This is a genomic window from Geodermatophilus sp. DSM 45219 (assembly GCF_900104025.1).
Classification (GTDB): Bacteria; Actinomycetota; Actinomycetes; order Mycobacteriales; family Geodermatophilaceae; genus Geodermatophilus.
On the sequence record NZ_FNIQ01000002.1, the window covers coordinates 639,541 to 659,254 of the forward strand.

The window sequence follows — 19,714 nt, forward strand, 5'->3', positions numbered from 1 at the left end:
ACGACCCCCGTCCAGGTGCGGCACCGACCGGCCGGCTGGTGCAGTGCCCCCGGGACCGACCGGGAGGGGTGTGCCATGGCCACGAACGCTGCCGCGTGTCGCCGGCTGCTGTGCGTGGCGCCGCTCGTGCCCGCCGGTGGGGTCGACACCCTGCTGACGGCGTTCGGCATGCTCGCCGACGACCGGCCGGACCTCACCGTGGACGTCCTCGGCGGCGGGGGGCTGTACCGAGTCCTGCGCGCGCACGCGGCGTACCTGGGCGTGGCCGAACGCGTGCACTTCCGCGGCTCGCCGCCCGCCCCGGCGGTGCGGGCGGCGGTGCACGGCTGCGCCGTCCTGGTGCTGCCGCACCGGCACGACGGCGCCGCCGCGGCGCCGACCGTCGAGGTGGCCCTGCTGGAGGCCCTCGCGAACGCCTGCCCGGTGGTGGCGACCCCGTGCGCGACGCGGGGATCGGCCCTGCCCGACACGCAGCTCGTGGTCCGCCCGGACGCACCCACCGTGCTGGCCCAGGCCCTGGAGACCGCGCTGGACGCACCGGGCTCCACCGACCGGCCCGGGGTGTGCGACGGACCGGACCACGACGGGCACCTCCTCCGGCGGGCCTGGCTCCGGGTCGTCCGGTGACACCTGGAGGGCGGACCACCGCTCCCCTGTCCGGGGCAGGACCCCGGCCCGGCCCTTGCGCTCCGGCACCGCGGGGTGGCACAACACCCGGGCAGGCTCCTCCCGCGCCTGCGGGCGACGGGGGTGCGATGACGACGGAGCTGACGGCGGCCGCCCCGCCGTCCGGGCACCCGGGATGGGTGGTCCTCGCGGACGTCGCGACCGGCGACCGGCCCGCGCCGCAGTCCCCCTCGGTGAGCCGGGTCGTCCGCCGGTTCGTGCTGGCCAACCTGGTCGCCGTCGTCCTGCTGCTGGCCGGCGGCCTCTGGGCCGGGGCGGAGGCGGCCGAGGACGAGGCCCTGGTCGACGCCCGGCGCACCACGGACCTGCTGGCCGCCGTCCTCGTGCAGCCGCTCGTCGATGAGGCGCTGCTGGCCGGGGACCCCGCGGCCGTCGCCGCCGTCGACGCCGCGCTGCGGGACCGGCTGGCGGAGACCGCCGTCCTCCGGCTCAAGATCTGGACCGCCGACGGGCGGGTCGTGTACTCCGACGAGGCCCGCCTGATCGGGCTGACCTACCCGCTGGACGACGCCGGCCGGCAGACCCTGCGCGACGGCGTCACCCGCGCCGCGGTCAGCGACCTCAGCCGCCCGGAGAACCGGTTCGAGCCCTCGGCCGGCCGGCTGCTGGAGGTCTACGGGCTGATGGCGGCTCCCGGTGGCGAGCCGCTGCTGCTGGAGACCTACTCGACGTACGAGGAGGCCATCGAGCGCCGGTTCGAGATCTGGGTGCAGTTCGCGCCCATCTCGATGGTCGTGCTGCTGACCCTGGTCGCGGTGCAGCTGCCGCTCGCCTGGCGCATGGCGACCCAGCTGCGCGCGACGCAGCAGGAGCGCGAGCTGCTGCAGGTCCGGGCGCTGGACGCCTCGACGGAGGAACGCCGGCTGATCGCCGGGAGCCTGCACGACGGCATCGTGCAGGACGTCTCGGCCTCGGCGCTGCTGGTCGCCCGCGCCGCCGACGACCTGCGGGCCGGTCCGGGGGACGGGCGGCACCGGCAGGTGGGCGAGGTGCTCGGCCAGGCGGCCCGGGCGCTGCGCGAGTCGGTGGGCTCCCTGCGCTCCCTGCTGGTGGAGATCCACCCGCCGACCCTCGAGCGCGCCGGGCTGCCGGCGGCCCTGGCCGACCTGACCGCGCGGCTGCGGCCGCGGGGCATCGAGGTCCGGCTGGACGTGGCCGGGGACCTCGACGTCGAACCCGAGACCGCCACGCTGCTGCTGAGCACCGTCCAGGAGGCACTGCGCAACGTCGTGAAGCACGCCCGCGCCCGCAGCGTCGCCGTCACCGTCGCGCAGCAGCCCGGGCGGCTGGTCCTGGAGGTCACCGACGACGGCGTGGGCTTCGACGTGGCCCCGGCGGTGGGCCGGTCGCGCACGGGCCACCTGGGACTCCGCCTGCTGGCCGACCGCGCCGCGGCGGCCGGGGCCCGGCTCGCGGTGCGCACCGCCCCGGGTGCCGGGACGACGCTGCGGCTGGAGGTGTCCACCCCGTGATCGACGTGCTGGTCGTCGACGACCACGCGCTCATGCGCACCGGCCTCTCCGGCCTGATCACCGCGGCCGGCGACATGCGCGTGGTCGGAACGGCCGCCGACGGCGCCGAGGCGGTCGCGGAGGTGGCCCGGCTGGCGCCGCACGTGGTGCTCATGGACCTGTCCATGCCGGTCCTGGACGGCGTCGGCGCCACCCGCCGCATCGTCGAGGAGCACCCCGACGTCGAGGTGCTGGTGCTGACCTCCTTCTCCGACCAGCGGCGGGTGATCGAGGCCCTGGACGCGGGCGCCAGCGGCTACGTGCTCAAGGACGCCGAGCCGACCGACCTGCTCGCCGCCATCCGCTCGACCGCCCGCGGCCACTCCCCCCTCGACCCGCGGGTGGCCCGTACCGTGCTGCACGCCCGGCGCTCCCCCGCCCGCGAGGCCGAGCTGACCGACCGGGAGCAGGAGGTGCTCGCACTGGTCGGCCGCGGCCTGGCCAACAAGCAGATCGCCCGCCGCCTCGGCATCCGCGAGAGCACCGTCAAGGCGCACCTGACCAGCGTCTTCCAGCGGATCGGCGTCCGGGACCGCACCTCCGCGGCGCTCTGGGCCCGCACCCACCTCCCCGAGGAGGACGCGCCGGCGGGGCCCCCCGCAGGGGCCCGCCGCGAGCCTGCGGGCGGAGGGGGGTAGGGGTCCTCCCTCACCCCTGCCGGAGACGCTCCACCAGCGGCGCGGTCGAGGCCGGCAGCAGCCGGGCGACCGGGGTGGGCAGCCGCAGCTCGACGGCGACGTCCTCGTCGACCCGGTAGGGCTGGGTCAGCAGCAGCGACCCGAGGGTGCGGCGCAGCCGGGACACCTCGGCCCGCACGGTGACCGTCCGCGTGGGGTCGCCGAAGAGGTCCCCGGCCAGGGCCGCGGCCGAGCGCCCCGCCGGGTGCCGGGTGAGGGCGAGCAGGATCTCGGCGTGCCGCAGGCTCAGCGGGGCCGCCCAGCTGCCGCTGGCCGAGGTCACCTGCACCTGCGGGCGCGGGCCGGCGAGGTCGAGGACCAGCCCGGCCGGCCGGTCGTCGTCCCCCGGGCCGTGCGGGCGCAGCAGCCAGCCGCCGGGCAGCGGCTCGACCGTGCACCGGCCCAGTGCCGGGATCCACAGCGGGCCGGGGTGCACCTCGTCGGGCAGCGCGACGCGGTCGGGTGCGGCCAGGCCGGTGGCGGCGGCGGTGCACCCGTCGACGCCGACGACCAGCGCCGGTCCGGTCAGCCGGGCCAGCATCGGGGCGGCCAGCGTGCGCAGCCGCTCGACGTGCCGCACGTGCGCGCGGGACAGCTCCTGGCCGGCCAGCGCGGCGACCGCGTCGACCAGCGCGATGGTGCTGGGGTGCACGGTGGAGGCCGGGCCGGAGAGGTCCACGACGCCCAGCACCCGCCCGGTGACCGGGTCGCGCAGCGGGGCGGCGGCGCAGGTCCAGGGCTGGTGGCCCTCCGCGTAGTGCTCGGCGGCGTGCACCTGCAGCGGCGCGCGGACCACCACGCTGGTGCCGATCGCGTTGGTGCCCACGACGTCCTCGTCCCACGAGGAGCCCTCGACGAAGCCGAGCCGGTCGGCCAGCCGGCGCACCCCCGGGCCGCCCTCGCGCCACAGCACCCGGCACCCGGCGTCCCCGACGACCAGCACCTGACCGGCGTCGCGGGCCACCGGCAGCAGCCGCTCGCGCAGCAGCGGCAGCAGCGGGACCAGGCCGCTCTCGGCCCGGCGTCGCTCCAGCCCGGGCCCGTCGAGCGGCGCGACGTCCGGAGTGCCCGAGGGGTCCAGACCGCTGCCGCGCAGCCGTCGCCAGGACGCGCCGATGACCGGCCGCGGCGCCGCGGGCGGGGTGCCGCCGGCCAAGGCGGCGGCGCGCACGCGCGCGAGCAGCCGGGTGTGCACCCGCGGGTCGGCCCCCGGCGGGAGGGCGCTCTGCGCGGCGGTCATGGGCGACTCCTCGGCTGTGACCTGCACCACGACTCTATGCCGTGCAACCCCCTGCAACGGCTCCCCCACCTGCGTTCCGGCGGGTCTGCTGGACCGTGACCCGTCCCGCGACGACGCAGGAGGCGCCCCGCATGACCCAGACCGTCGAACGACCCCAGACCACCGGCTCACCCGCCGAGCGCACCGACGCCTGGCTCGCCGCGTTCCAGGACGCGCTCACCGCGCGCGACGCCGACCGGGTGGCCGGGATGTTCGCCGCCACCAGCTTCTGGCGCGACCTCATCGCCTTCACCTGGAACATCACCACGGTCGAGGGCCCCGACGGGGTCCGCGACCTGCTCCGCGCCACCCTCGAGACCACCGACCCGCACGGGTTCCGCACCACCGAGGAGCCCACCGAGGACGGCGGCGTGATCACCGCCTGGATCGAGTTCGAGACCGCCGTCGGCCGTGGCCGCGGACACCTCCGCCTCCAGGAGGAGGGCAGCAAGGCGTTCACCTTGCTGACCACCCTGTACGAGCTGAAGGGGCACGAGGAGCCGCTGCGCCAGCGCCGGCCGATGGGCGCCGAGCACGGCGCGAACCGTGAGCGCACGACCTGGCGGGAGCGCCGCGAGCAGGAGGAGGCCGAGCTCGGGTACACCACCCAGCCCTCCGTGCTGGTCGTCGGCGGCGGCCAGGGCGGCATCGCGCTCGGCGCCCGGCTGCGGCATCTCGGCGTCCCCGCGCTGGTGATCGACAAGCACGCCCGTCCCGGCGACCAGTGGCGCAGCCGCTACAAGTCGCTGTGCCTGCACGACCCGGTCTGGTACGACCACCTGCCCTACCTGAAGTTCCCGGACAACTGGCCGGTCTTCTCGCCCAAGGACAAGATCGGCGACTGGCTCGAGTCGTACGTGAAGGTCATGGAGGTGCCCTACTGGGGCGGCACCGTGGCGCGCTCGGCGAGCTACGACGCGGAGACCGGTGAGTGGACCGTCGAGGTCGAGCGCGACGGGCAGCCGGTCACCCTGCGCCCGAAGCAGCTGGTGCTGGCCACCGGCATGTCCGGCAAGCCGAACGTCCCCCGGCTGCCGGGCCAGGACGTCTTCCGCGGCGAGCAGCACCACTCCTCGGCCCACCCCGGGCCGGACGAGTACAAGGACAAGAAGGTCGTCGTCGTCGGGAGCAACAACTCGGCGTTCGACATCTGCGGGGCGCTGTGGGAGATCGGCGCCGACGTGACGATGGTGCAGCGCACCTCGACGCACATCGTGAAGAGCGACAGCCTCATGGACATCGGCCTGGGGGCGCTCTACAGCGAGGAGGCGGTCGCCAACGGTGTCACGACCGAGAAGGCCGACCTGGTCTTCGCCTCGATCCCGTACCGGATCATGCACGAGTTCCAGATCCCGCTGTACGCCCAGATGAGGGAGCGCGACGCCGACTTCTACCGCCGGATGGAGGACGCCGGCTTCTGGCTGGACTGGGGCGACGACGACTCCGGCCTGTTCATGAAGTACCTGCGCCGCGGCTCGGGCTACTACATCGACGTGGGCGCCGCCGAGCTGGTGGCCGACGGTGAGGTCGAGCTGGCGCACGGGCAGGTCGACCACCTCACCGAGGACTCCGTCGTCCTCGCGGACGGCACCGAGCTGCCCGCCGACCTCGTCGTGTACGCCACCGGCTACGGGTCGATGAACGGCTGGGCGGCCGACCTCATCTCCCAGGAGGTCGCCGACAAGGTCGGCAAGGTGTGGGGCCTGGGCTCGGACACCACCAAGGACCCGGGGCCGTGGGAGGGCGAGCAGCGCAACATGTGGAAGCCCACCCAGCAGGAGGCGCTGTGGTTCCACGGCGGCAACCTGCACCAGTCGCGGCACTACTCCCTGTACCTGGCGCTGCAGCTCAAGGCCCGCGCCGAGGGGATCCCCACCCCGGTGTACGGCCTGCAGGAGGTGCACCACCCGTCCTGAGGCACGGGACGGCGTCGCCGCGGCTCAGGCGGCGGCGCCGTCCCGGCGGGCGTGCGCGGCCGCGACCACGTGCGGCACCAGCGCCTGGGCGATGTGCGCGTAGCCGGCCGACGACGGGTGGAAGCGGTCGGCGGAGAACAGCGCGGGGTCGGTGCCGAAGGCGGCGGTCACGGCGTCGGAGACGGCGGCGACCTGCGCGCCGGCCGACCGGGCGACGGCCGCCTGCTCGCGCTGCAGCAGCGCGGACGCGCTCTGCACCAGCGGTCGCAACGCGGGTGGCACCCACGGCACCGTGGACATGTCCGGTGCGGGGACGACGACCGCGTCGGTGCCGGCCGCGCGCAAAGCCGTGAGCGCTCCCGCCAGGGCCGCGGCCGCCTGCGCCGGCGGGACCAGCCGCGCCAGGTCGTTGGCGCCGACCACCACGACGGCCAGGTCGACGTCCAGGGGCGCGGCCCGGCGGACCTGCGCGCTGAGGTCCCGGGAGACCGCCCCGGGGACGGCGAGCACGTGCAGGTCGACGTCGTAGCCGGCGTCGGTCAGCGCGGCGGCCAGCCGCGGGCCGAGGGCGTCGCCGGGGCCGGCGGCACCGGAGCCGTACGCGAGGGAGTCACCGAGGAGGGCCAGTCGCAGGCCCTCGTGCAGGGCCCCGGCCCCGTCCCGGGTCCCGCCCCGAGCGGAGCGAGGGGTGGGGAGGACGGGGTCCTCCTCCGAGTGGCGGGGGGCGGGAGGGTCCTTCGGCACACCCCGTGCAACGCGGTCGCACGCACCGCCATGCCCGGCCCGCGGGACGCCGCTCGGGCGTCGGTCGAGTGGACGGTGTGCGCCGAGGCGCAGTTCTCGAGCCGGGAACTGCGCCTCAGCGCACACCGTCGGTGGGCTGCGGCCTCAGGCTCTGGGGCCGCCGGCCGCGTAGACCACCTGGCCGGAGACGAAGCCGGCGCCCTCGCTGACGAAGAACGACGCCAGGTGGGCGATGTCCTCGGGCTGGCCGACGCGCTGCACCGGGATCTCCTTGGCGGCGTAGGCGATGAAGTCCTCGAACGCGACGCCCAACCGGTCGGCGGTCGCCTTGGTCATCTCGGTCTGGATGAAGCCGGGCGCGATGGCGTTGGCGGTGACGCCGAACTTGCCGAGCTCGATGGCCAGGGTCTTGGTGAAGCCCTGGAGACCGGCCTTGGCCGTCGAGTAGTTGGCCTGCCCGCGGTTGCCCAGCGCCGAGGTGCTGGACAGGTTGACGATCCGGCCCCACTTCGCGTCGATCATGTGCTTCTGCACCGCGCGGGTCATGAGGAAGGCGCCGCGCAGGTGCACGTTCATGACCACGTCCCAGTCGACCTCGGTCATCTTGAACAGCATGTTGTCGCGGATGACGCCGGCGTTGTTGACCAGCACCGTCGGCGCGCCGAGCTCGGCGGCGACCCGGGAGACCGCGGCCTCGACCTGCTCGGCGTCGCTGACGTCGGCGCCCACGGCCAGTGCCCGGCCGCCGGCGGCCTCGATCGTCTCGACGGTCTCCTTGCCCGCTGCCTCGTCGAGGTCGAGCACGCCGACGGCGAACCCGTCCTGGGCCAGGCGCTTGGCCACGGCCGCGCCGATGCCCCGCGCGGCCCCGGTGACGATCGCCACGCGGGCGCCGGTGCTGTTCGACTCGCTCATGTGTCCTTCTCTCCGTCTCTGCGCCGTCCGGTGCGCTGGACCACACCGTACGGACCGGACCCGCGGGGCTACCGGCGGGTAGCCCCGGCGCGCCGCGGATGTGCGGCGCCCGGGACGTGCGCCCAGCTCAGGGCCAGATGCTCGCCACGACGATGCCGGCGACGGCCAGCTGGACGGCGCCGAGCACCAGGCTCGCCGGGTGGAAGGCGACCTCGGTCACGTGCTGGCCGAGCTTGCCGGGGGTGAGCAGGTCGAGCACCAGGAACGCGACCGCCTGCAGCACCACGCCCAGCAGTCCGAAGACCACGGTGTAGAGCAGCGCCTCACCGAACCCGCTGGTGGCGTTGGTCCAGATGGCGGCGAAGATGACCAGCCCCTGGGCCAGGAACCCCGCGGCGAGCACGATGCCGGCGTTGACCGACCGGTCCTCGTGGATCTGCCGGCCGAGGTGGCCGGGGGTGAGCAGGTCGAGCACGAGGAAGCCGAGGGTCAGCAGCACGATGCCGACCCCGGTGTAGGCGACGGCGTAACCGATGCTGGCCAGCACGAGGAGACCTCCGGGGACGTGGGACGGGGCGCCGGAGTTGTCTACCGCACTCGCGCCCGTCCGTCGGTGCTGGCGTGCCGGGTCAGCCGGCGGTGACCAGGTCCACCCGGTCGACGCGCCTCCTCCGTCGTCGGCGGCACGGACCGGGCGACCGTCCCGAGGAGCCCGGCCGTCGGCACCCGGGCGCGGACATCCTTCAGGCGGTCTGGCGCAGCGGCGTCACGTCGGCGTCGTCGTCCAGCGCCGGCCGCGGCGCCGGGTGCTCGACCAGCGCCAGCACCCGGCCGGCCATGAAGCGGGCGGTGCGGACGGTGGTGCCGCCCCGGGTGGTCTCGGTGACCTCCACGAGCCCGCGGCCGTGGCTCACGTCCACCCGCCGGCCGGCCCGGGTGGCCTCGATCTCGTAGGTGCGGGTGCTCCCGCCGGCGTCGATCACGATCTCGACACGGTCGCCCTTCATCGCGTCCTCCAGACGTCGCGCCGGGCGGTGCGCCCGACATGGTGACAACGTCCTCCCGGGGTCCGACATTCCGACCTGACCTGCGGTTTCAGTCCTCCGGCGGGCGCTTGTGCGGCCGCGGGACGTGCAGCGCGCGGACCGACGCGAGCGCCGCCCGGCGGGCGTGCGCCCGCTGGCGCGCCCGGCTGGTGCGCGGGGCCCGCGGCTCTTCGCGCAGCATCGCGTCCAGCCAGTGCCCGCGCGGGTCGACGTCGACCAGCAGGGCCTTGAGCAGCAGGGTCAGCGGGATGGCCAGCAGCGCCCCGAGCGCGCCGAGCACCCAGCCCCAGAACAGCAGCGCGACGAAGGTGACCGTCATCGACAGGCCGACCGAGTCACCGACGAAGCGGGGCTGGATGAGCGTCTGGACGACGAAGTTGAGCAGCGCGTAGACCGCGACGACGACCCAGAAGTCGGTCCACCCGCCGTCGAGCAGGGCGAGGATCGCCGGCGGCACCAGGCCCAGGACGAACCCGATGTTGGGCACGTAGTTGGTGACGAAGGACAGCAGCCCCCAGACCACCGGCAGCGGGATGCCGATGACCGCGAGCGCGACGGTGTCGCCGACCGCCACGACCGCGCCGAACACGGTGCTGACCCACAGGTAGCTGCGGGTGCCGCGGGCGAACAGCCCCAGCGCGATCGGCAGGTGCGGGCGCTCGGCGGCGATGAGCGCCAGCCGTCGGCCGAACCCCCCGGACTCGATGGACAGGAAGACCAGCGCCGCCAGCAGCAGCACCAGCGTGGAGGCGGCGTCGGTGGCCCTGGCGAGCACGCCGGTGGCCACGCCGACGAGCTGGCTGTAGTCGAACTGCGCGACGAGGTCGGACAGCTGCCCGGAGACGATGCCGCGGTCGTTGAGGTCGGCGACCACCGAGGCGATGAGTGCCTCGGCCTCCTCGGCATAGTCCGGCAGCAGGGCGGCGAACTGGGCGATCGACACCACGAGCAGAGCGACGAAGGCGAGCAGGACGGTCCAGACGAGCAGCAGCAGCACCGAGGTGCTGGCCCAGCGCGGCCAGCCGTGCCGCTGCAGGAAGCGCTGCACGGGGGTGAGCGCGATGACCACCACGAGGGCCAGCAGCACCGGGCCGACCAGCCAGGCGATCGAGCGGACCCCGGCGATCGCGATGGTGGCGGTGGCCGCGCCGATCAGCAGCACCATCCAGCGCGGCATGCCGCCGGTGGCCGGACCCGGCGTCCCCTCGGGCAGCAGGTCGGCGTCGACGACCGCGGTCTCCGCGGCGGCCCGGGCCGCGACCGCGGCGTGCTCGGCCTCCGCGGCGACGGCCGCCGGTACCCCGGTGGCGCCGGCGGTCAGCGGCACGCCCGTCCCGGCGCCCGACACCCCGCGCTGAGCGGTCACGCGCCCCCCTCTCCCCACCCCGGCCCAGCCTGGCACGCCCGTGCGGCGGGGTCAGGTCAGGGACGCGCAGCGTCCAGCAGCGCGGTCATGGCCGGCAGGTCGAAGAAGGCAGCGGTCTCCCGGGCGCTGGGGCCGCCGGCGTCCGGGTCGGCACCGGCCGCGAGCAGGTTCCGCACCGTCTCCTCCGACTGCTTGAAGACCGCCGCGGCCAGCGCCGTCTGGCCGCGGTCGTTGACCCGGGTGGGGTCGGCGCCGCGCTCGAGCAGCGCCGCGACGGTCTCCGGGTGGCCGCGGTAGGCGGCCAGGATCAGCAGCGTGTCGCCCTTGTCGTTGGTCAGGTTCGCCGGCACCCCGGCGTCGACGTAGGCGGCCAGCTCCTCGGTCGCCCCGGCCCGGGCCAGGTCGAAGACCCGAGCCGCCAGCTCGATGACACCCGGGTCGATCCCGCCGTTCTGCTGCTCGGTCACGGCGTCGAGCGTAGGAGGTCGGCCCGGCGGGAGGGACGGCGCGGCGCTCAGCTCCCCGTCACGCCGGCGACGCGGTCGGTGAGCGCGAGCACCCGACGCCAGACGTCGTCGCAGGCCTCGGCCCAGTCGCCGTACGCGCGGTCGAAGAAGGAGTGCGGCGCCCCGTCGTACACGGCGGTCTCCACCTCGGCACCGCCCGCCCGCAGCCGCTCGGCCAGTGCCAGCTGGTCCTCGACGGGCGTGGCGGCGTCGGCCCCGGCGATGACCATCAGGGTCGGGCGGACGGCGGGCGCGTCGCCGGTCACCTCCGGCCTGCCGTAGAAGCCGACGCAGGCGGCGACGTCCGGACCGCTGTCCGGGTCGCTGCCGGCCAGCCTCCAGGAGTGGCTGCCGCCGAAGCAGAAGCCCACGGTGACCACCGGCAGGTCGGCCCGGGTGCGCCCGCGCAGGTAGCCGACGGCGGCGGCCACGTCGGCGTCCACGCCGGCCGCGGTGACCTGCGGGACGTGGGTCTGCCAGTCGAAGTCCCGGTCGCGGGTGCCGGTCACCGGCAGCCCCGCCGTCCGCCCGAACCAGTCGACGGCCAGGGCCGGCAGCCCCGCCTCGGCGAAACGCTCGGCCAGCGCCACGTAGTAGGGGTGCAGCCCGCGGACGTCGGGCAGCAGCACCACCCCGACCCGGGCCTCGCCGGCCGGGGCGGCGTACGCCACGGCGACCTCCGTGCCGTCGGCGGAGGTCAGGGTCAGCGTGCCGCGCTCGGCGACGTCCCCGCTCCGGGGCGGGGCGGGCGGGCGGCTGTCGGGGTCGTGGCACATGGCGCCGGTTGTACCTGCGGCGGACGTCCGCCGCCCGCTCAGGTGTCGGCGGCGGCGTCGGCCGGCTCCGGGGACCCGCCGAAGACGGCGGCGGCGACCTCCCGGCGCACGTCGGCCAGCCAGTGGTGCTGCTTGTCGGCCTGGTCGATGAGCCGGTCGAACAGCGCCCGGTCGATCCGGGGGTCGGCCTCGGCCGCGGCGCGCAGCGTCTCGAAGCCGGCCCGCTTGGCGAGCACCGCGGTGGCGATGAACTCGAACTCGACGAGGTCCGAGAGCGGGGAGCGGGACAGCAGGTGGCCGTTGAGCTTGGCTCGGGACAGCTTCTCGCCCAGCCAGACCGCGGCCTGCTTGTACTCCCGCACCGGCAGGCCGAGCCGCTCCATCTGCGTGCGCAGCGCCGTCCGCTCCTCGCGCAGCTCGTCGAGCAGCTCCTGCAGCCGTGGCTCGTAGGCCGTCCCCCGCCACCGGCCGAGCATCCGGCTCACCAGCTCGACCCCGCCGGTGGCCGAGGCCAGGTGGTCGTTGGTGTAGACGCCGAGCAGCTCGGCGTTGCGGATCCCGCCTGGCGCGGTCGGCTCGGACACGGGTTCTCCCGGGGACGGAGGTGCGATGCGCACCCATCCTCTCCCCGCGGTGATCACCCCGCGCGGCGGCCCCCGGTCAGCCGGCCGCCCGCGCGAGCAGCCGGGCGGCGGTCGGCCGCAGCTCCCGTTCCAGCTCCCAGAGGCCGGCGGCCAGCCGCTGGCCCACCGCCTGCCGGGAGATCCCGAGCGCGGCCGCGGCCGCGGCCTGGCTGCGCCCGGCGCCGACCAGCTCCACCGCCTCCCAGGCCGGGGCGCTGCGGCGCTGCACCACGACGGCCAGCGCGGTGAGCACGGCCTGCGCGTCACCGGCGTCGGCGGGGACGGCGCCGCGGACCGCGAGCCGGACACCGCGCTGCCGGGCGGCGTCCACCGCACGGCGGGCGCCGAGGAACGCCGGCCCGGCGCGGGTGCCCTCGGGTGGCACCGGACCGGCGCCGACGCCCACGGTCCAGCCGCCCTCGCGCACCAGGGCGAGGACGGCGTCGACGACGGCCGCGGGGTCGGTGAGCACGGACTGCACCCCGTCGTCCCCCGCCCGCTCGGCCCTCAGCACGAAGCGCACCGTCGGAGCCTCCGGCCGGGCCTACAGCTGGCCGACAACCTCCGGCGGGAAACCCCCCGTGGCGATCGGGCCCCACCGCTCGACGGTGACGCGCAGCAGCGACTTGCCCTGCCGGGTCATCGCCGCGCGGTACTCGTCCCAGTCCGGGTGCTCGCCGCTGATGGCCCGGTAGTAGTCGACCAGCGGCTCGAGCGCCTCGGGCAGGTCGAGCACCTCCGCGGTGCCGTCGACCTGCACCCAGGGACCGTCGAAGTCGTCGGAGAGCACGCACACCGACACGGCCGGGTCGCGGCGGGCGTTGGCGGCCTTGGCCCGCTGGGGGTAGGTGGAGACGACCACGCGCCCCTCCTGGTCCAGCCCGCAGGTGACCGGGGACAGCTGCACGCCACCCCCGCTGCGTCGGGTCACCAGCACCGCCTTGTGGCGGGGACGGAGGAACTCCTCGAGGGCGCGGCGGTCGACGCGGTCCGCGGTGGCGGTCTTCGGCATGGCCGGGACGTTACGACGGCCACGTCATGATCGTGGCGGCCCGGTCCGGGGTACCGACCTGTGCTGTGATCAGTCGCATGAGGCTCCGTCTGCCCGGCCGACCGGCGCCCGGGGACCCCCCGGGGGACACCGCCGTGGCGCCCCGCGACCGCAGCGAGCCCGAGCGGGCCTCCGTCGCGGAGACCCCGACGCCCGTCCACGGCCGGGGTCCACGCCTGCAGGCCGGGATCCGGACGCTGGCGGTCTTCTCGGCGCAGCTGCTGCTGATCGCGGCGGCGGTGGTCGTCGTCGGGTGGGTGCTCGGCAGGTTCTGGGTGATCCTGCTGCCGGTCGTGCTGGGGCTGCTCATCTCCACCGTGCTCTGGCCGAGCACCCGGTTCCTGCGCGACCACGGCTGGCCTCCGGCGCTGGCCGCGGTCACGGTGCTGCTGGCCTTCCTGGCCGCGCTGTCGGGCATCGTCGTGGCCATCGCCCCGCAGGTCGCCGACCAGGTGGGCGAGCTGGCCGACCAGGCGACGATCGCCCTGGAGGACATCCAGCAGTGGCTGCAGGGCCCGCCGCTGAACCTGCAGCAGGAGCAGATCGGCACCGCGGTCGACCAGGTCATCAACTCCATCCAGGGCAACGCGCAGAACATCGCCGGCTACGCGCTCACCGGCGCCAGCGCGGTCGGCAACGGCCTGATCAACCTGGTGCTGGCCCTGGTGCTGGTCTTCTTCTTCCTCAAGGACGGCCCGCGCTGGGTGCCGTGGCTGGCGGCGCAGACGGGTCACAAGGCCGCGCCGCACGTGGCGGCGCTGTCGTACAAGACCTGGTCGACGCTGTCGGAGTTCATCAAGCAGCAGGCGCTGGTCGGGTTCATCGACGCGTTCTTCATCGGCCTGGGGCTGTGGATCCTCGACGTCCCGCTGGTGCTGCCGCTGGCCCTGCTCACGTTCTTCGCCGCGTTCATCCCGATCATCGGCGCCTTCGTCGCCGGCGCGTTCGCCGTGCTGATCGCGCTGGTCGACGAGGGGCTCACCGTCGCGCTGATCGTGCTCGTGATCGTGCTCGTCGTGCAGCAGATCGAGGGCAACGTGCTGCAGCCGATCATCCAGGGCCGCGGCTTCAACATCCACGCCGCCGTGGTGATCCTCGCGGTGACCGCCGGCGGCAGCCTGTTCGGCATCATCGGGGCCTTCCTCGCCGTGCCGGTCACGGCCCTGATCGCGGTGGTCTACCGGTACGTGCGCGACGAGCTCGACGAGAAGTCACCGGAGGTCGCCGACGACGGCACCCGCACCCGCCTGGCCGACGACGAGGACGGCGAGGGCACCCGGCTGGTCAGGGAGGAGGTCGCCCCGCCGCGCACGGACGACGTCGGCGCCACCGAGCACGACCGGGGCGTGGAGCCCGCCTCCCCCGGGGTGTAGTGCGGTCGCACCGGGAATGCCGGCGGCACGCCGGGAGCTGACCCCGGCGACACACCAGGACGACAGGAGGCACCACCGTGGCGCACCGACCGGAGGAGCTCGTCGAGCTGCTCCCCGAGGCCGAGCCGCTCCTCGCCCGCGAGGCCGCGGTCAGCGAGGCCGGCGACCGCCGCGGCCTGGTCCTCGTGCACGACCTGGCCGGCGAGTTCGACGCGGCCTCGGCCGGCGCGCTGGCCGGCGCGCACCTGCTCAGTGCCCTGCGGCACGAGGTGATCGCCCGCTTCGACGCCGACAGCCTGGTCGACTACCGCGCGCACCGGCCGCGGATGACGTTCCACGGCGACCGCTACGAGTCGTTCACCGCGCCGGAGATCCTGCTGTACGCGCTGGAGGACGACGCCGGAGAGCCCTTCCTGCTGCTGCACGGTGCGGAGCCGGACTTCGCCTGGGAGCGGTTCGTGGCCGCCGTGCGCTGGCTCGTCGAGCGGCTGGGCGTCACCTCGGTGGTGTCGGTGCAGGCCATCCCGATGCCGGTGCCGCACACCCGGCCGGTCACCGTGACCGCGCACGCCACCCGGCGCCAGCTGATCGCCGAGTACCCCGTGTACTGGGGCGAGATGCGCATCCCGGGGTCGGTCTCGGCGCTGCTGGAGCTGCGGATGGGCGAGGCCGGCGTGGACGCGCTCGGCGTGGCCGCGCACGTCCCGCACTACCTGGCGCAGGCGACCTTCCCCGCGGCCTCGCTCACGCTGCTGGAGCACCTGTCCCGGCTGACCGGCCTGCACCTGCCCACCGAGGAGCTGCGGGACGCCGCCGAGGCCCACCGCACCGAGGTCGACGAGCAGATCGCCCGCTCGCCGGAGAACACCGCCGTGGTCGCGGCGCTGGAGCAGCAGTTCGACCAGTTCACCGCCGCCCGGGAGGGCAGCGAGCTGCTCAGCGAGGTGGGCGAGGTCCCCAGCGGGGAGGAGCTGGGGGCCGAGCTCGAGCGGTTCCTCGCCGAGCAGGAGCGCCGCCGCGGGGAGTGAGCGAGGCGCGCGAGAGGCACCTGACGCGGTGAGCGGGGCGCCGATGTGGGGGCGGTTCGACGACGTCGCCGGCGGGACGGCGCGCTGCTTCCCCGAGACCTCCCGCGTGCTCGTGGCCACCACGGCCGAGGACGTCGTCCCCGTGCTGGCCGAGGTCGAGCGGGCCACCGCCGCCGGGAGCTGGGCCTTCGGCTACCTGTCCTACGAGGCGGCGGCCGGGCTCGACCCGGGTCTGGCGGTCGTCCCGCGCCCGCCGGACGACAGCCTGCCGCTGGCCGTCTTCGGGCTGGCCGACCGGCCGGTCGACGTCCCCGTGGTGGGCCCGCCGGCCGGCCGGGAACGCGCGTACTCGGTGGGACCGTGGGCCCGCGGGTGGACCGAGGCGGGCCACCGGTCCGCCGTCGAGCGGGTGCGGGAGCACATCGCCGCCGGTGACACCTACCAGCTCAACCTGACCGTGCGGATGCGCGCTCCCGTGTCCGGCGACCTCGAGCAGCTGTACGCCGACCTGGCCGGCGCCCAGCGCGGCCCGCACGCGGCGTACCTGGACCTCGGCCGGTACGCCGTGCTGTCGGCCAGCCCCGAGCTGTTCTTCCGGTGGCGCGGCGACGAGCTGCTGACCCGGCCGATGAAGGGGACGGCGCGCCGCGGGCCGACGACGGCCGAGGACGAGGCGGCCCGCGCGCGGCTGCTGGCCAGTGCCAAGGAGCGCGCCGAGAACCTGATGATCACCGATCTGCTGCGCAACGACCTGGGCCGGGTGGCCGAGGTCGGCAGCGTCGCCGTGCCGGCGCTGTTCACCGCCGAGCGGTACGGGACGGTGTGGCAGCTGACCTCCGACGTCACCGCCCGCGTGCGGCCGGGTACCGGGCTGACCGACGTGTTCCGGGCGCTGTTCCCGTCGGGGTCGGTCACCGGGGCGCCCAAGCGGCGCTCGATGGAGCTCATCACGGGGCTGGAGGACTCCCCGCGCGGCGTCTACTGCGGCGCGATCGGCTGGGTCGCGCCGCCCGGTGGTCCCGAGCGGGCGGTGTTCAGCGTGGCGATCCGGACGGTGACCGTCGACCGGGCGACCGGGACGGCGGAGTACGGCACCGGCGGGGGGATCACCTGGTCCTCGGAGCCCGCGGCCGAGCACGCCGAGCTGCTGGCCAAGGCGGCGATCCTCACCGAGCGCCCCGAGGAGTTCGCGCTGCTGGAGACGATGGCCGCGGAGCCGGACGGCGGGCTGCGCGACCTCGACCGGCACCTGGCCCGGCTCGCGGGCTCCGCGGCCTGGTTCGGCTTCCCCCTCGACGAGGCCGCGACGCGGGAACGGCTGGCCGCCGCCGTCCCCCCGGGCACGGCCGCGCGGGTGCGGCTGCTGCTGCACCGCGACGGGCGGGTCGACGTCGAGACGCACCCGTTGCCGCCGCCGGCCGAGGGCCCGGTGCGGCTGGCGGTCGACGGCGAGCCGGTCGACCCGGACTCGGTGTGGCTCCGGCACAAGACCACCCGCCGGGAGGTCTACACCGAGCGCGCCGCCCGCCACCCGGGCGCCGACGACGTCGTCCTCGTCAACACCGCGGGCCACGTCACCGAGACGACGATCGCCACCCTCGCCGTCCGGCTGGACGGTCAGTGGTGGACCCCGCCGCTGTCGGCCGGCTGCCTGCCCGGGGTGGCCCGCGGCCGGCTGCTCGAGCAGGGCCGGCTGGCCGAGCGCGACCTCACGCCGGACGACCTGCGCCGCGCCGACGCACTCGCCGTCGTCAGCTCGCTGCGCGGCTGGCGACCCGCCGTCCTCACCTGACCGGGGTGGGCGGCGCCTCAGACCACCGGCCGACGGGACAGCACCAGCACCGCGATCGCAGCCGGGACGAGCGGCGTGGCTCCCAGGAGCAGCCGGCTGCCGCCCCCGGCGAGCTCCCCGGCCAGGAACGGCGCCACCAGACCGGCGACGCCCCACGCGGTGAACACCCGGCCGTAGACGGAGGGGAAGGCGCCGGGCCCCACCCGGTCGGCCGTGGCGGCGGGGACCAGGGCGGACACCGCGCCGTAGGCCGTCCCGACGACCAGGAAGCCGGTCAGGACGACGACGGGGCCGACCGGCCAGGCCAGCGCGGCGAAGGCGACGGCGCTGGCGGCGAGCGCGGTCGCCAGCGCCGGGAGGCGCCCGACGCGATCGGACCACCACCCGGCGGCCAGCCGGCCGGCCAGGTTGCCGGCGGCCAGCAGCGAGACCGCCGCCCCCGCGGCCGCGGCGCCCAGACCCGCGGCGGACGCCAGGGGCGCGGCGGTCGCGAACACCACCAGGCCGGGCGCGGCTCCGCCGGCGAAGACGGTCCACAGGGCTGCCAGCGTCCCCCGGGGCACCGGCGTCCGCCCGCGGGCCGGCGGGTGCCCGGCCGCCGGCCCGCCCGGGGCGAGGGCGGCGGCGAGACCCACCAGCCCGGCGACCAGCACCGCCAGGACGGCGAGGCCGGTGCGCCAGCCGGTGCCGGGCAGGACGCGCGGCGCCACGAGGCCCAGCACCACCGGCCCCGCCGCGTACGCGCCGACGACCAGGCCGCTCGCCGCGCCCCGGCGTCCCTCGGGGACCCGGGCGGCGAGCGACACCGCGACGCCGTAGGCCAGCCCGTTGGCCGCGCCGAAGAGCAGCCCCACGCCGAGCCACGGCGCCGCAGGCCCCTGCCCGCCGGCCGTCAGCCCGAGCCCGGCACCGGCGGCGAGGGCGGCCGCGGCCAGGAGGCGGCGCGGCCCGAAGCGGGCCAGCCCGCGGCCCACGCCGAGCTGCACCACGGTGAACACCGCCAGGGCGAGGGCGAACACCGCCGGGCCGCTGTCCGCCGGTGCCCCGGTGCCGGCCACCACGAGGGGGGCCACGAGGCTCCAGGCGAACAGCGTCCCGACGGCCAGGTTGGCCACGGTGCCCGAGGCGACCAGGCGCACCGTCGCCGGGCCGGGCGCCACCCGGGCGGTCAGGAGGTGACGCAGACCTGCCCGCGGTCCCGGCGCTGCGGGCCCTGCCCGCCGGGCCGGATGTCCTCGTCGAAGATCTCGGTCGGCAGGAAGACCGAGCAGCAGGCGTTGGGGATGTCCACCACGCCGCCGATCCGGCCCTCGATCGGCGAGGTGCCGAGGATCAGGTAGGCCTGCTCTCCCGTGTAGCCCCACTTCTCCAGGTAGCGGATCGCGTTCAGGCAGGCGTTGCGGTACGCCAGGGTGGCGTCCATGTAGGCGTTGGTGTCGTCGCGGTGGTCGACCGAGACGCCGATGAACGTGAGGAACTCCGAGTAGCGCGGCTCCACCCGGCCCGGCATGAAGATCGGGTTGGTGGTGACCCCGTAGGTCTCCATGCCGCCCTTGATCAGGTCGACGTGGAAGTCGATGAAGCCGCCCATCTCGATGGCGCCGCAGAAGTTGATCTCGCCGTCGCCCTGGCTGAAGTGCAGGTCCCCTCCGGACAGCAGCGCGCCGTCGACGTACACCGGGTAGAAGACCCGGCTGCCGCGGGTGAAGTTCTTGATGTCGTGGTTGCCGCCGTTCTCCCGCGCCGGCACGGTGCGGGCGCCGTCCCGGCCGATCGCCGCGAGCAGGTCACCGCTCGCGGTGCCGCCGAGCACGTTGTCCGGCAGCGGCGGCAGCCCCAGGGGCGGCACCCGGTCGGGGTCGGTGGCGATCAGCGCCCGCTCCCGGGCGTTCCAGCGGGCCAGCAGGTCCGCCGACGGCGCGGTGCCGAACAGCCCCGGGTGGGTGATGCCGGTGTACTCGACGCCCGGGACGTGCCGCGAGCTGCAGGTCTGCCCCTTGAAGTCCCAGATGGCCTTGTAGGCGTCCGGGAAGTAGTCGGTGAGGAACCCGCCGCCGTTGACCTTGGCGAAGATCCCCGAGTAGCCCCAGCCCTCACCGCAGTTGGGCCCCTCGGTCTGCGGCACCGGGCCGAGGTCGAGGATGTCGACGACCAGCAGGTCGCCCGGCTCCGCGCCCTCCACGGCGATCGGCCCGGAGAGCATGTGGGCGTGCGAGAGGTCGACGTCCCGGACGTCGTTCGCCGAGTCGTTGTTCAGGATCTGGCCGTCGGTCCACTCCTTGCACTCCACCCGGATGCTCTGCCCCGGCCGGACGGTCACCGCCGGGGGGATGTCCGGGTGCCAGCGGTTGTGGCCGGGGACGGCCTGGTCCCGCATGGACCTGCTCTGGTCGACGCTGAAGACGACGTCGGGCATGACGGTTT

The 19,714-nt window shown here is 75.6% G+C and carries 20 protein-coding genes; 7 read left to right on the plus strand and 13 right to left on the minus strand.

The genetic code is table 11. The features are described 5' to 3' along the window. The first annotated feature begins 75 nt into the window (after nt 1-75). The 3 genes from BLR12_RS08085 (at nt 76) to BLR12_RS08095 (ending at nt 2,836) form a co-directional block, all read left to right on the plus strand. Nucleotides 76-627, plus strand: coding sequence for a glycosyltransferase (locus tag BLR12_RS08085; RefSeq protein WP_091375937.1), 552 nt, complete (start codon nt 76-78; stop codon nt 625-627). Between the two features lie 128 nt (nt 628-755). After that, complete coding sequence (locus BLR12_RS08090) at nt 756-2,159, plus strand: sensor histidine kinase (protein ID WP_091375940.1); 1,404 nt, start codon at nt 756-758, stop codon at nt 2,157-2,159. After that, complete coding sequence (locus BLR12_RS08095) at nt 2,156-2,836, plus strand: response regulator (RefSeq protein ID WP_091375944.1); 681 nt, start codon at nt 2,156-2,158, stop codon at nt 2,834-2,836. The genes BLR12_RS08090 and BLR12_RS08095 overlap by 4 nt, the downstream gene beginning before the upstream one ends. A gap of 10 nt (nt 2,837-2,846) precedes the next feature. Here BLR12_RS08095 and BLR12_RS08100 read toward each other — a convergent pair whose 3' ends face one another. Then, nucleotides 2,847-4,115: a GAF domain-containing protein gene (locus tag BLR12_RS08100; protein ID WP_091375946.1), complete on the minus strand. Its 1,269-nt coding sequence runs from the start codon at nt 4,113-4,115 to the stop codon at nt 2,847-2,849. Between the two features lie 131 nt (nt 4,116-4,246). On the opposite strand from BLR12_RS08100, the gene BLR12_RS08105 reads away from it, so the two are divergent. Beyond that, nucleotides 4,247-6,070 (plus strand): NAD(P)/FAD-dependent oxidoreductase, encoded by a 1,824-nt coding sequence (locus tag BLR12_RS08105; RefSeq protein WP_091375949.1) that lies wholly within the window; start codon nt 4,247-4,249, stop codon nt 6,068-6,070. Nucleotides 6,071-6,094: 24 nt separating this feature from the next. On the opposite strand, the gene BLR12_RS08110 is transcribed toward BLR12_RS08105, so the two are convergent. The 10 genes from BLR12_RS08110 to BLR12_RS08155 form a co-directional block, all read right to left on the minus strand. Further along, on the minus strand, nt 6,095-6,814 hold the full coding sequence (locus BLR12_RS08110) for a GDSL-type esterase/lipase family protein (RefSeq protein WP_255363364.1): 720 nt from the start codon (nt 6,812-6,814) through the stop codon (nt 6,095-6,097). Nucleotides 6,815-6,958: 144 nt separating this feature from the next. Next, nucleotides 6,959-7,729 carry a 3-oxoacyl-ACP reductase FabG gene (fabG, locus tag BLR12_RS08115; protein WP_091375950.1) on the minus strand — a complete coding sequence of 257 codons (771 nt, stop codon included), beginning with the start codon at nt 7,727-7,729 and terminating at the stop codon, nt 6,959-6,961. 127 nt (nt 7,730-7,856) lie between these two features. After that, nucleotides 7,857-8,276 (minus strand): DUF350 domain-containing protein, encoded by a 420-nt coding sequence (locus BLR12_RS08120; RefSeq protein ID WP_091375953.1) that lies wholly within the window; start codon nt 8,274-8,276, stop codon nt 7,857-7,859. 196 nt (nt 8,277-8,472) lie between these two features. Further along, a complete protein-coding gene (locus tag BLR12_RS08125; protein ID WP_091375956.1) occupies nt 8,473-8,736 on the minus strand; it encodes a hypothetical protein in 264 nt (87 codons plus the stop codon). Between the two features lie 88 nt (nt 8,737-8,824). Beyond that, entirely contained in the window at nt 8,825-10,141 is a 1,317-nt protein-coding gene (locus BLR12_RS08130) for an AI-2E family transporter (RefSeq protein WP_255363365.1), read from the minus strand. A gap of 56 nt (nt 10,142-10,197) precedes the next feature. Continuing rightward, entirely contained in the window at nt 10,198-10,608 is a 411-nt protein-coding gene (locus tag BLR12_RS08135; RefSeq protein WP_176832413.1) for an ankyrin repeat domain-containing protein, read from the minus strand. Between the two features lie 47 nt (nt 10,609-10,655). Continuing rightward, a complete protein-coding gene (locus tag BLR12_RS08140; RefSeq protein WP_091375958.1) occupies nt 10,656-11,423 on the minus strand; it encodes a dienelactone hydrolase family protein in 768 nt (255 codons plus the stop codon). A 38-nt stretch (nt 11,424-11,461) separates the two neighbouring features. Next, nucleotides 11,462-12,007 (minus strand): hypothetical protein, encoded by a 546-nt coding sequence (locus BLR12_RS08145; protein WP_091375962.1) that lies wholly within the window; start codon nt 12,005-12,007, stop codon nt 11,462-11,464. 76 nt (nt 12,008-12,083) lie between these two features. Next, entirely contained in the window at nt 12,084-12,569 is a 486-nt protein-coding gene (locus BLR12_RS08150; RefSeq protein ID WP_255363366.1) for a hypothetical protein, read from the minus strand. A gap of 21 nt (nt 12,570-12,590) precedes the next feature. After that, nucleotides 12,591-13,058 (minus strand): PPOX class F420-dependent oxidoreductase, encoded by a 468-nt coding sequence (locus BLR12_RS08155; RefSeq protein WP_091375965.1) that lies wholly within the window; start codon nt 13,056-13,058, stop codon nt 12,591-12,593. A 134-nt stretch (nt 13,059-13,192) separates the two neighbouring features. Here BLR12_RS08155 and BLR12_RS08160 point away from each other — a divergent pair, with 134 nt between their 5' ends. From BLR12_RS08160 to pabB, 3 genes are all read left to right on the plus strand, one after another. Next, complete coding sequence (locus BLR12_RS08160) at nt 13,193-14,470, plus strand: AI-2E family transporter (RefSeq protein ID WP_255363367.1); 1,278 nt, start codon at nt 13,193-13,195, stop codon at nt 14,468-14,470. 77 nt (nt 14,471-14,547) lie between these two features. Then, nucleotides 14,548-15,498, plus strand: coding sequence for a proteasome assembly chaperone family protein (locus tag BLR12_RS08165; RefSeq protein WP_091375966.1), 951 nt, complete (start codon nt 14,548-14,550; stop codon nt 15,496-15,498). A gap of 28 nt (nt 15,499-15,526) precedes the next feature. After that, entirely contained in the window at nt 15,527-17,290 is a 1,764-nt protein-coding gene (gene pabB, locus BLR12_RS08170) for an aminodeoxychorismate synthase component I (RefSeq protein WP_255363368.1), read from the plus strand. 17 nt (nt 17,291-17,307) lie between these two features. Here pabB and BLR12_RS08175 read toward each other — a convergent pair whose 3' ends face one another. Together BLR12_RS08175 and fmdA are read right to left on the minus strand one after the other, a co-directional pair. Next, the gene (locus BLR12_RS08175) at nt 17,308-18,450 is read right to left on the minus strand and encodes an MFS transporter (RefSeq protein ID WP_176832414.1); all 1,143 of its coding nucleotides are present in this window, start codon (nt 18,448-18,450) and stop codon (nt 17,308-17,310) included. A gap of 8 nt (nt 18,451-18,458) precedes the next feature. Next, nucleotides 18,459-19,706 (minus strand): formamidase, encoded by a 1,248-nt coding sequence (fmdA, locus tag BLR12_RS08180; RefSeq protein ID WP_091375971.1) that lies wholly within the window; start codon nt 19,704-19,706, stop codon nt 18,459-18,461. Between the last annotated feature and the right edge of the window lie 8 nt (nt 19,707-19,714).

Bases quoted from the DNA above. Each gene is read 5' to 3' on its own strand.
- BLR12_RS08155 (WP_091375965.1), bottom strand. From the start codon at position 13,058: ATGCCGAAGACCGCCACCGCGGACCGCGTCGACCGCCGCGCCCTCGAG.
- BLR12_RS08105 (WP_091375949.1), top strand. From the start codon at position 4,247: ATGACCCAGACCGTCGAACGACCCCAGACCACCGGCTCACCCGCCGAG.
- BLR12_RS08085 (WP_091375937.1), top strand. From the start codon at position 76: ATGGCCACGAACGCTGCCGCGTGTCGCCGGCTGCTGTGCGTGGCGCCG.
- BLR12_RS08100 (WP_091375946.1), bottom strand. From the start codon at position 4,115: ATGACCGCCGCGCAGAGCGCCCTCCCGCCGGGGGCCGACCCGCGGGTG.
- fabG (WP_091375950.1), bottom strand. From the start codon at position 7,729: ATGAGCGAGTCGAACAGCACCGGCGCCCGCGTGGCGATCGTCACCGGG.
- fmdA (WP_091375971.1), bottom strand. From the start codon at position 19,706: ATGCCCGACGTCGTCTTCAGCGTCGACCAGAGCAGGTCCATGCGGGAC.
- BLR12_RS08090 (WP_091375940.1), top strand. From the start codon at position 756: ATGACGACGGAGCTGACGGCGGCCGCCCCGCCGTCCGGGCACCCGGGA.
- BLR12_RS08125 (WP_091375956.1), bottom strand. From the start codon at position 8,736: ATGAAGGGCGACCGTGTCGAGATCGTGATCGACGCCGGCGGGAGCACC.
- BLR12_RS08140 (WP_091375958.1), bottom strand. From the start codon at position 11,423: ATGTGCCACGACCCCGACAGCCGCCCGCCCGCCCCGCCCCGGAGCGGG.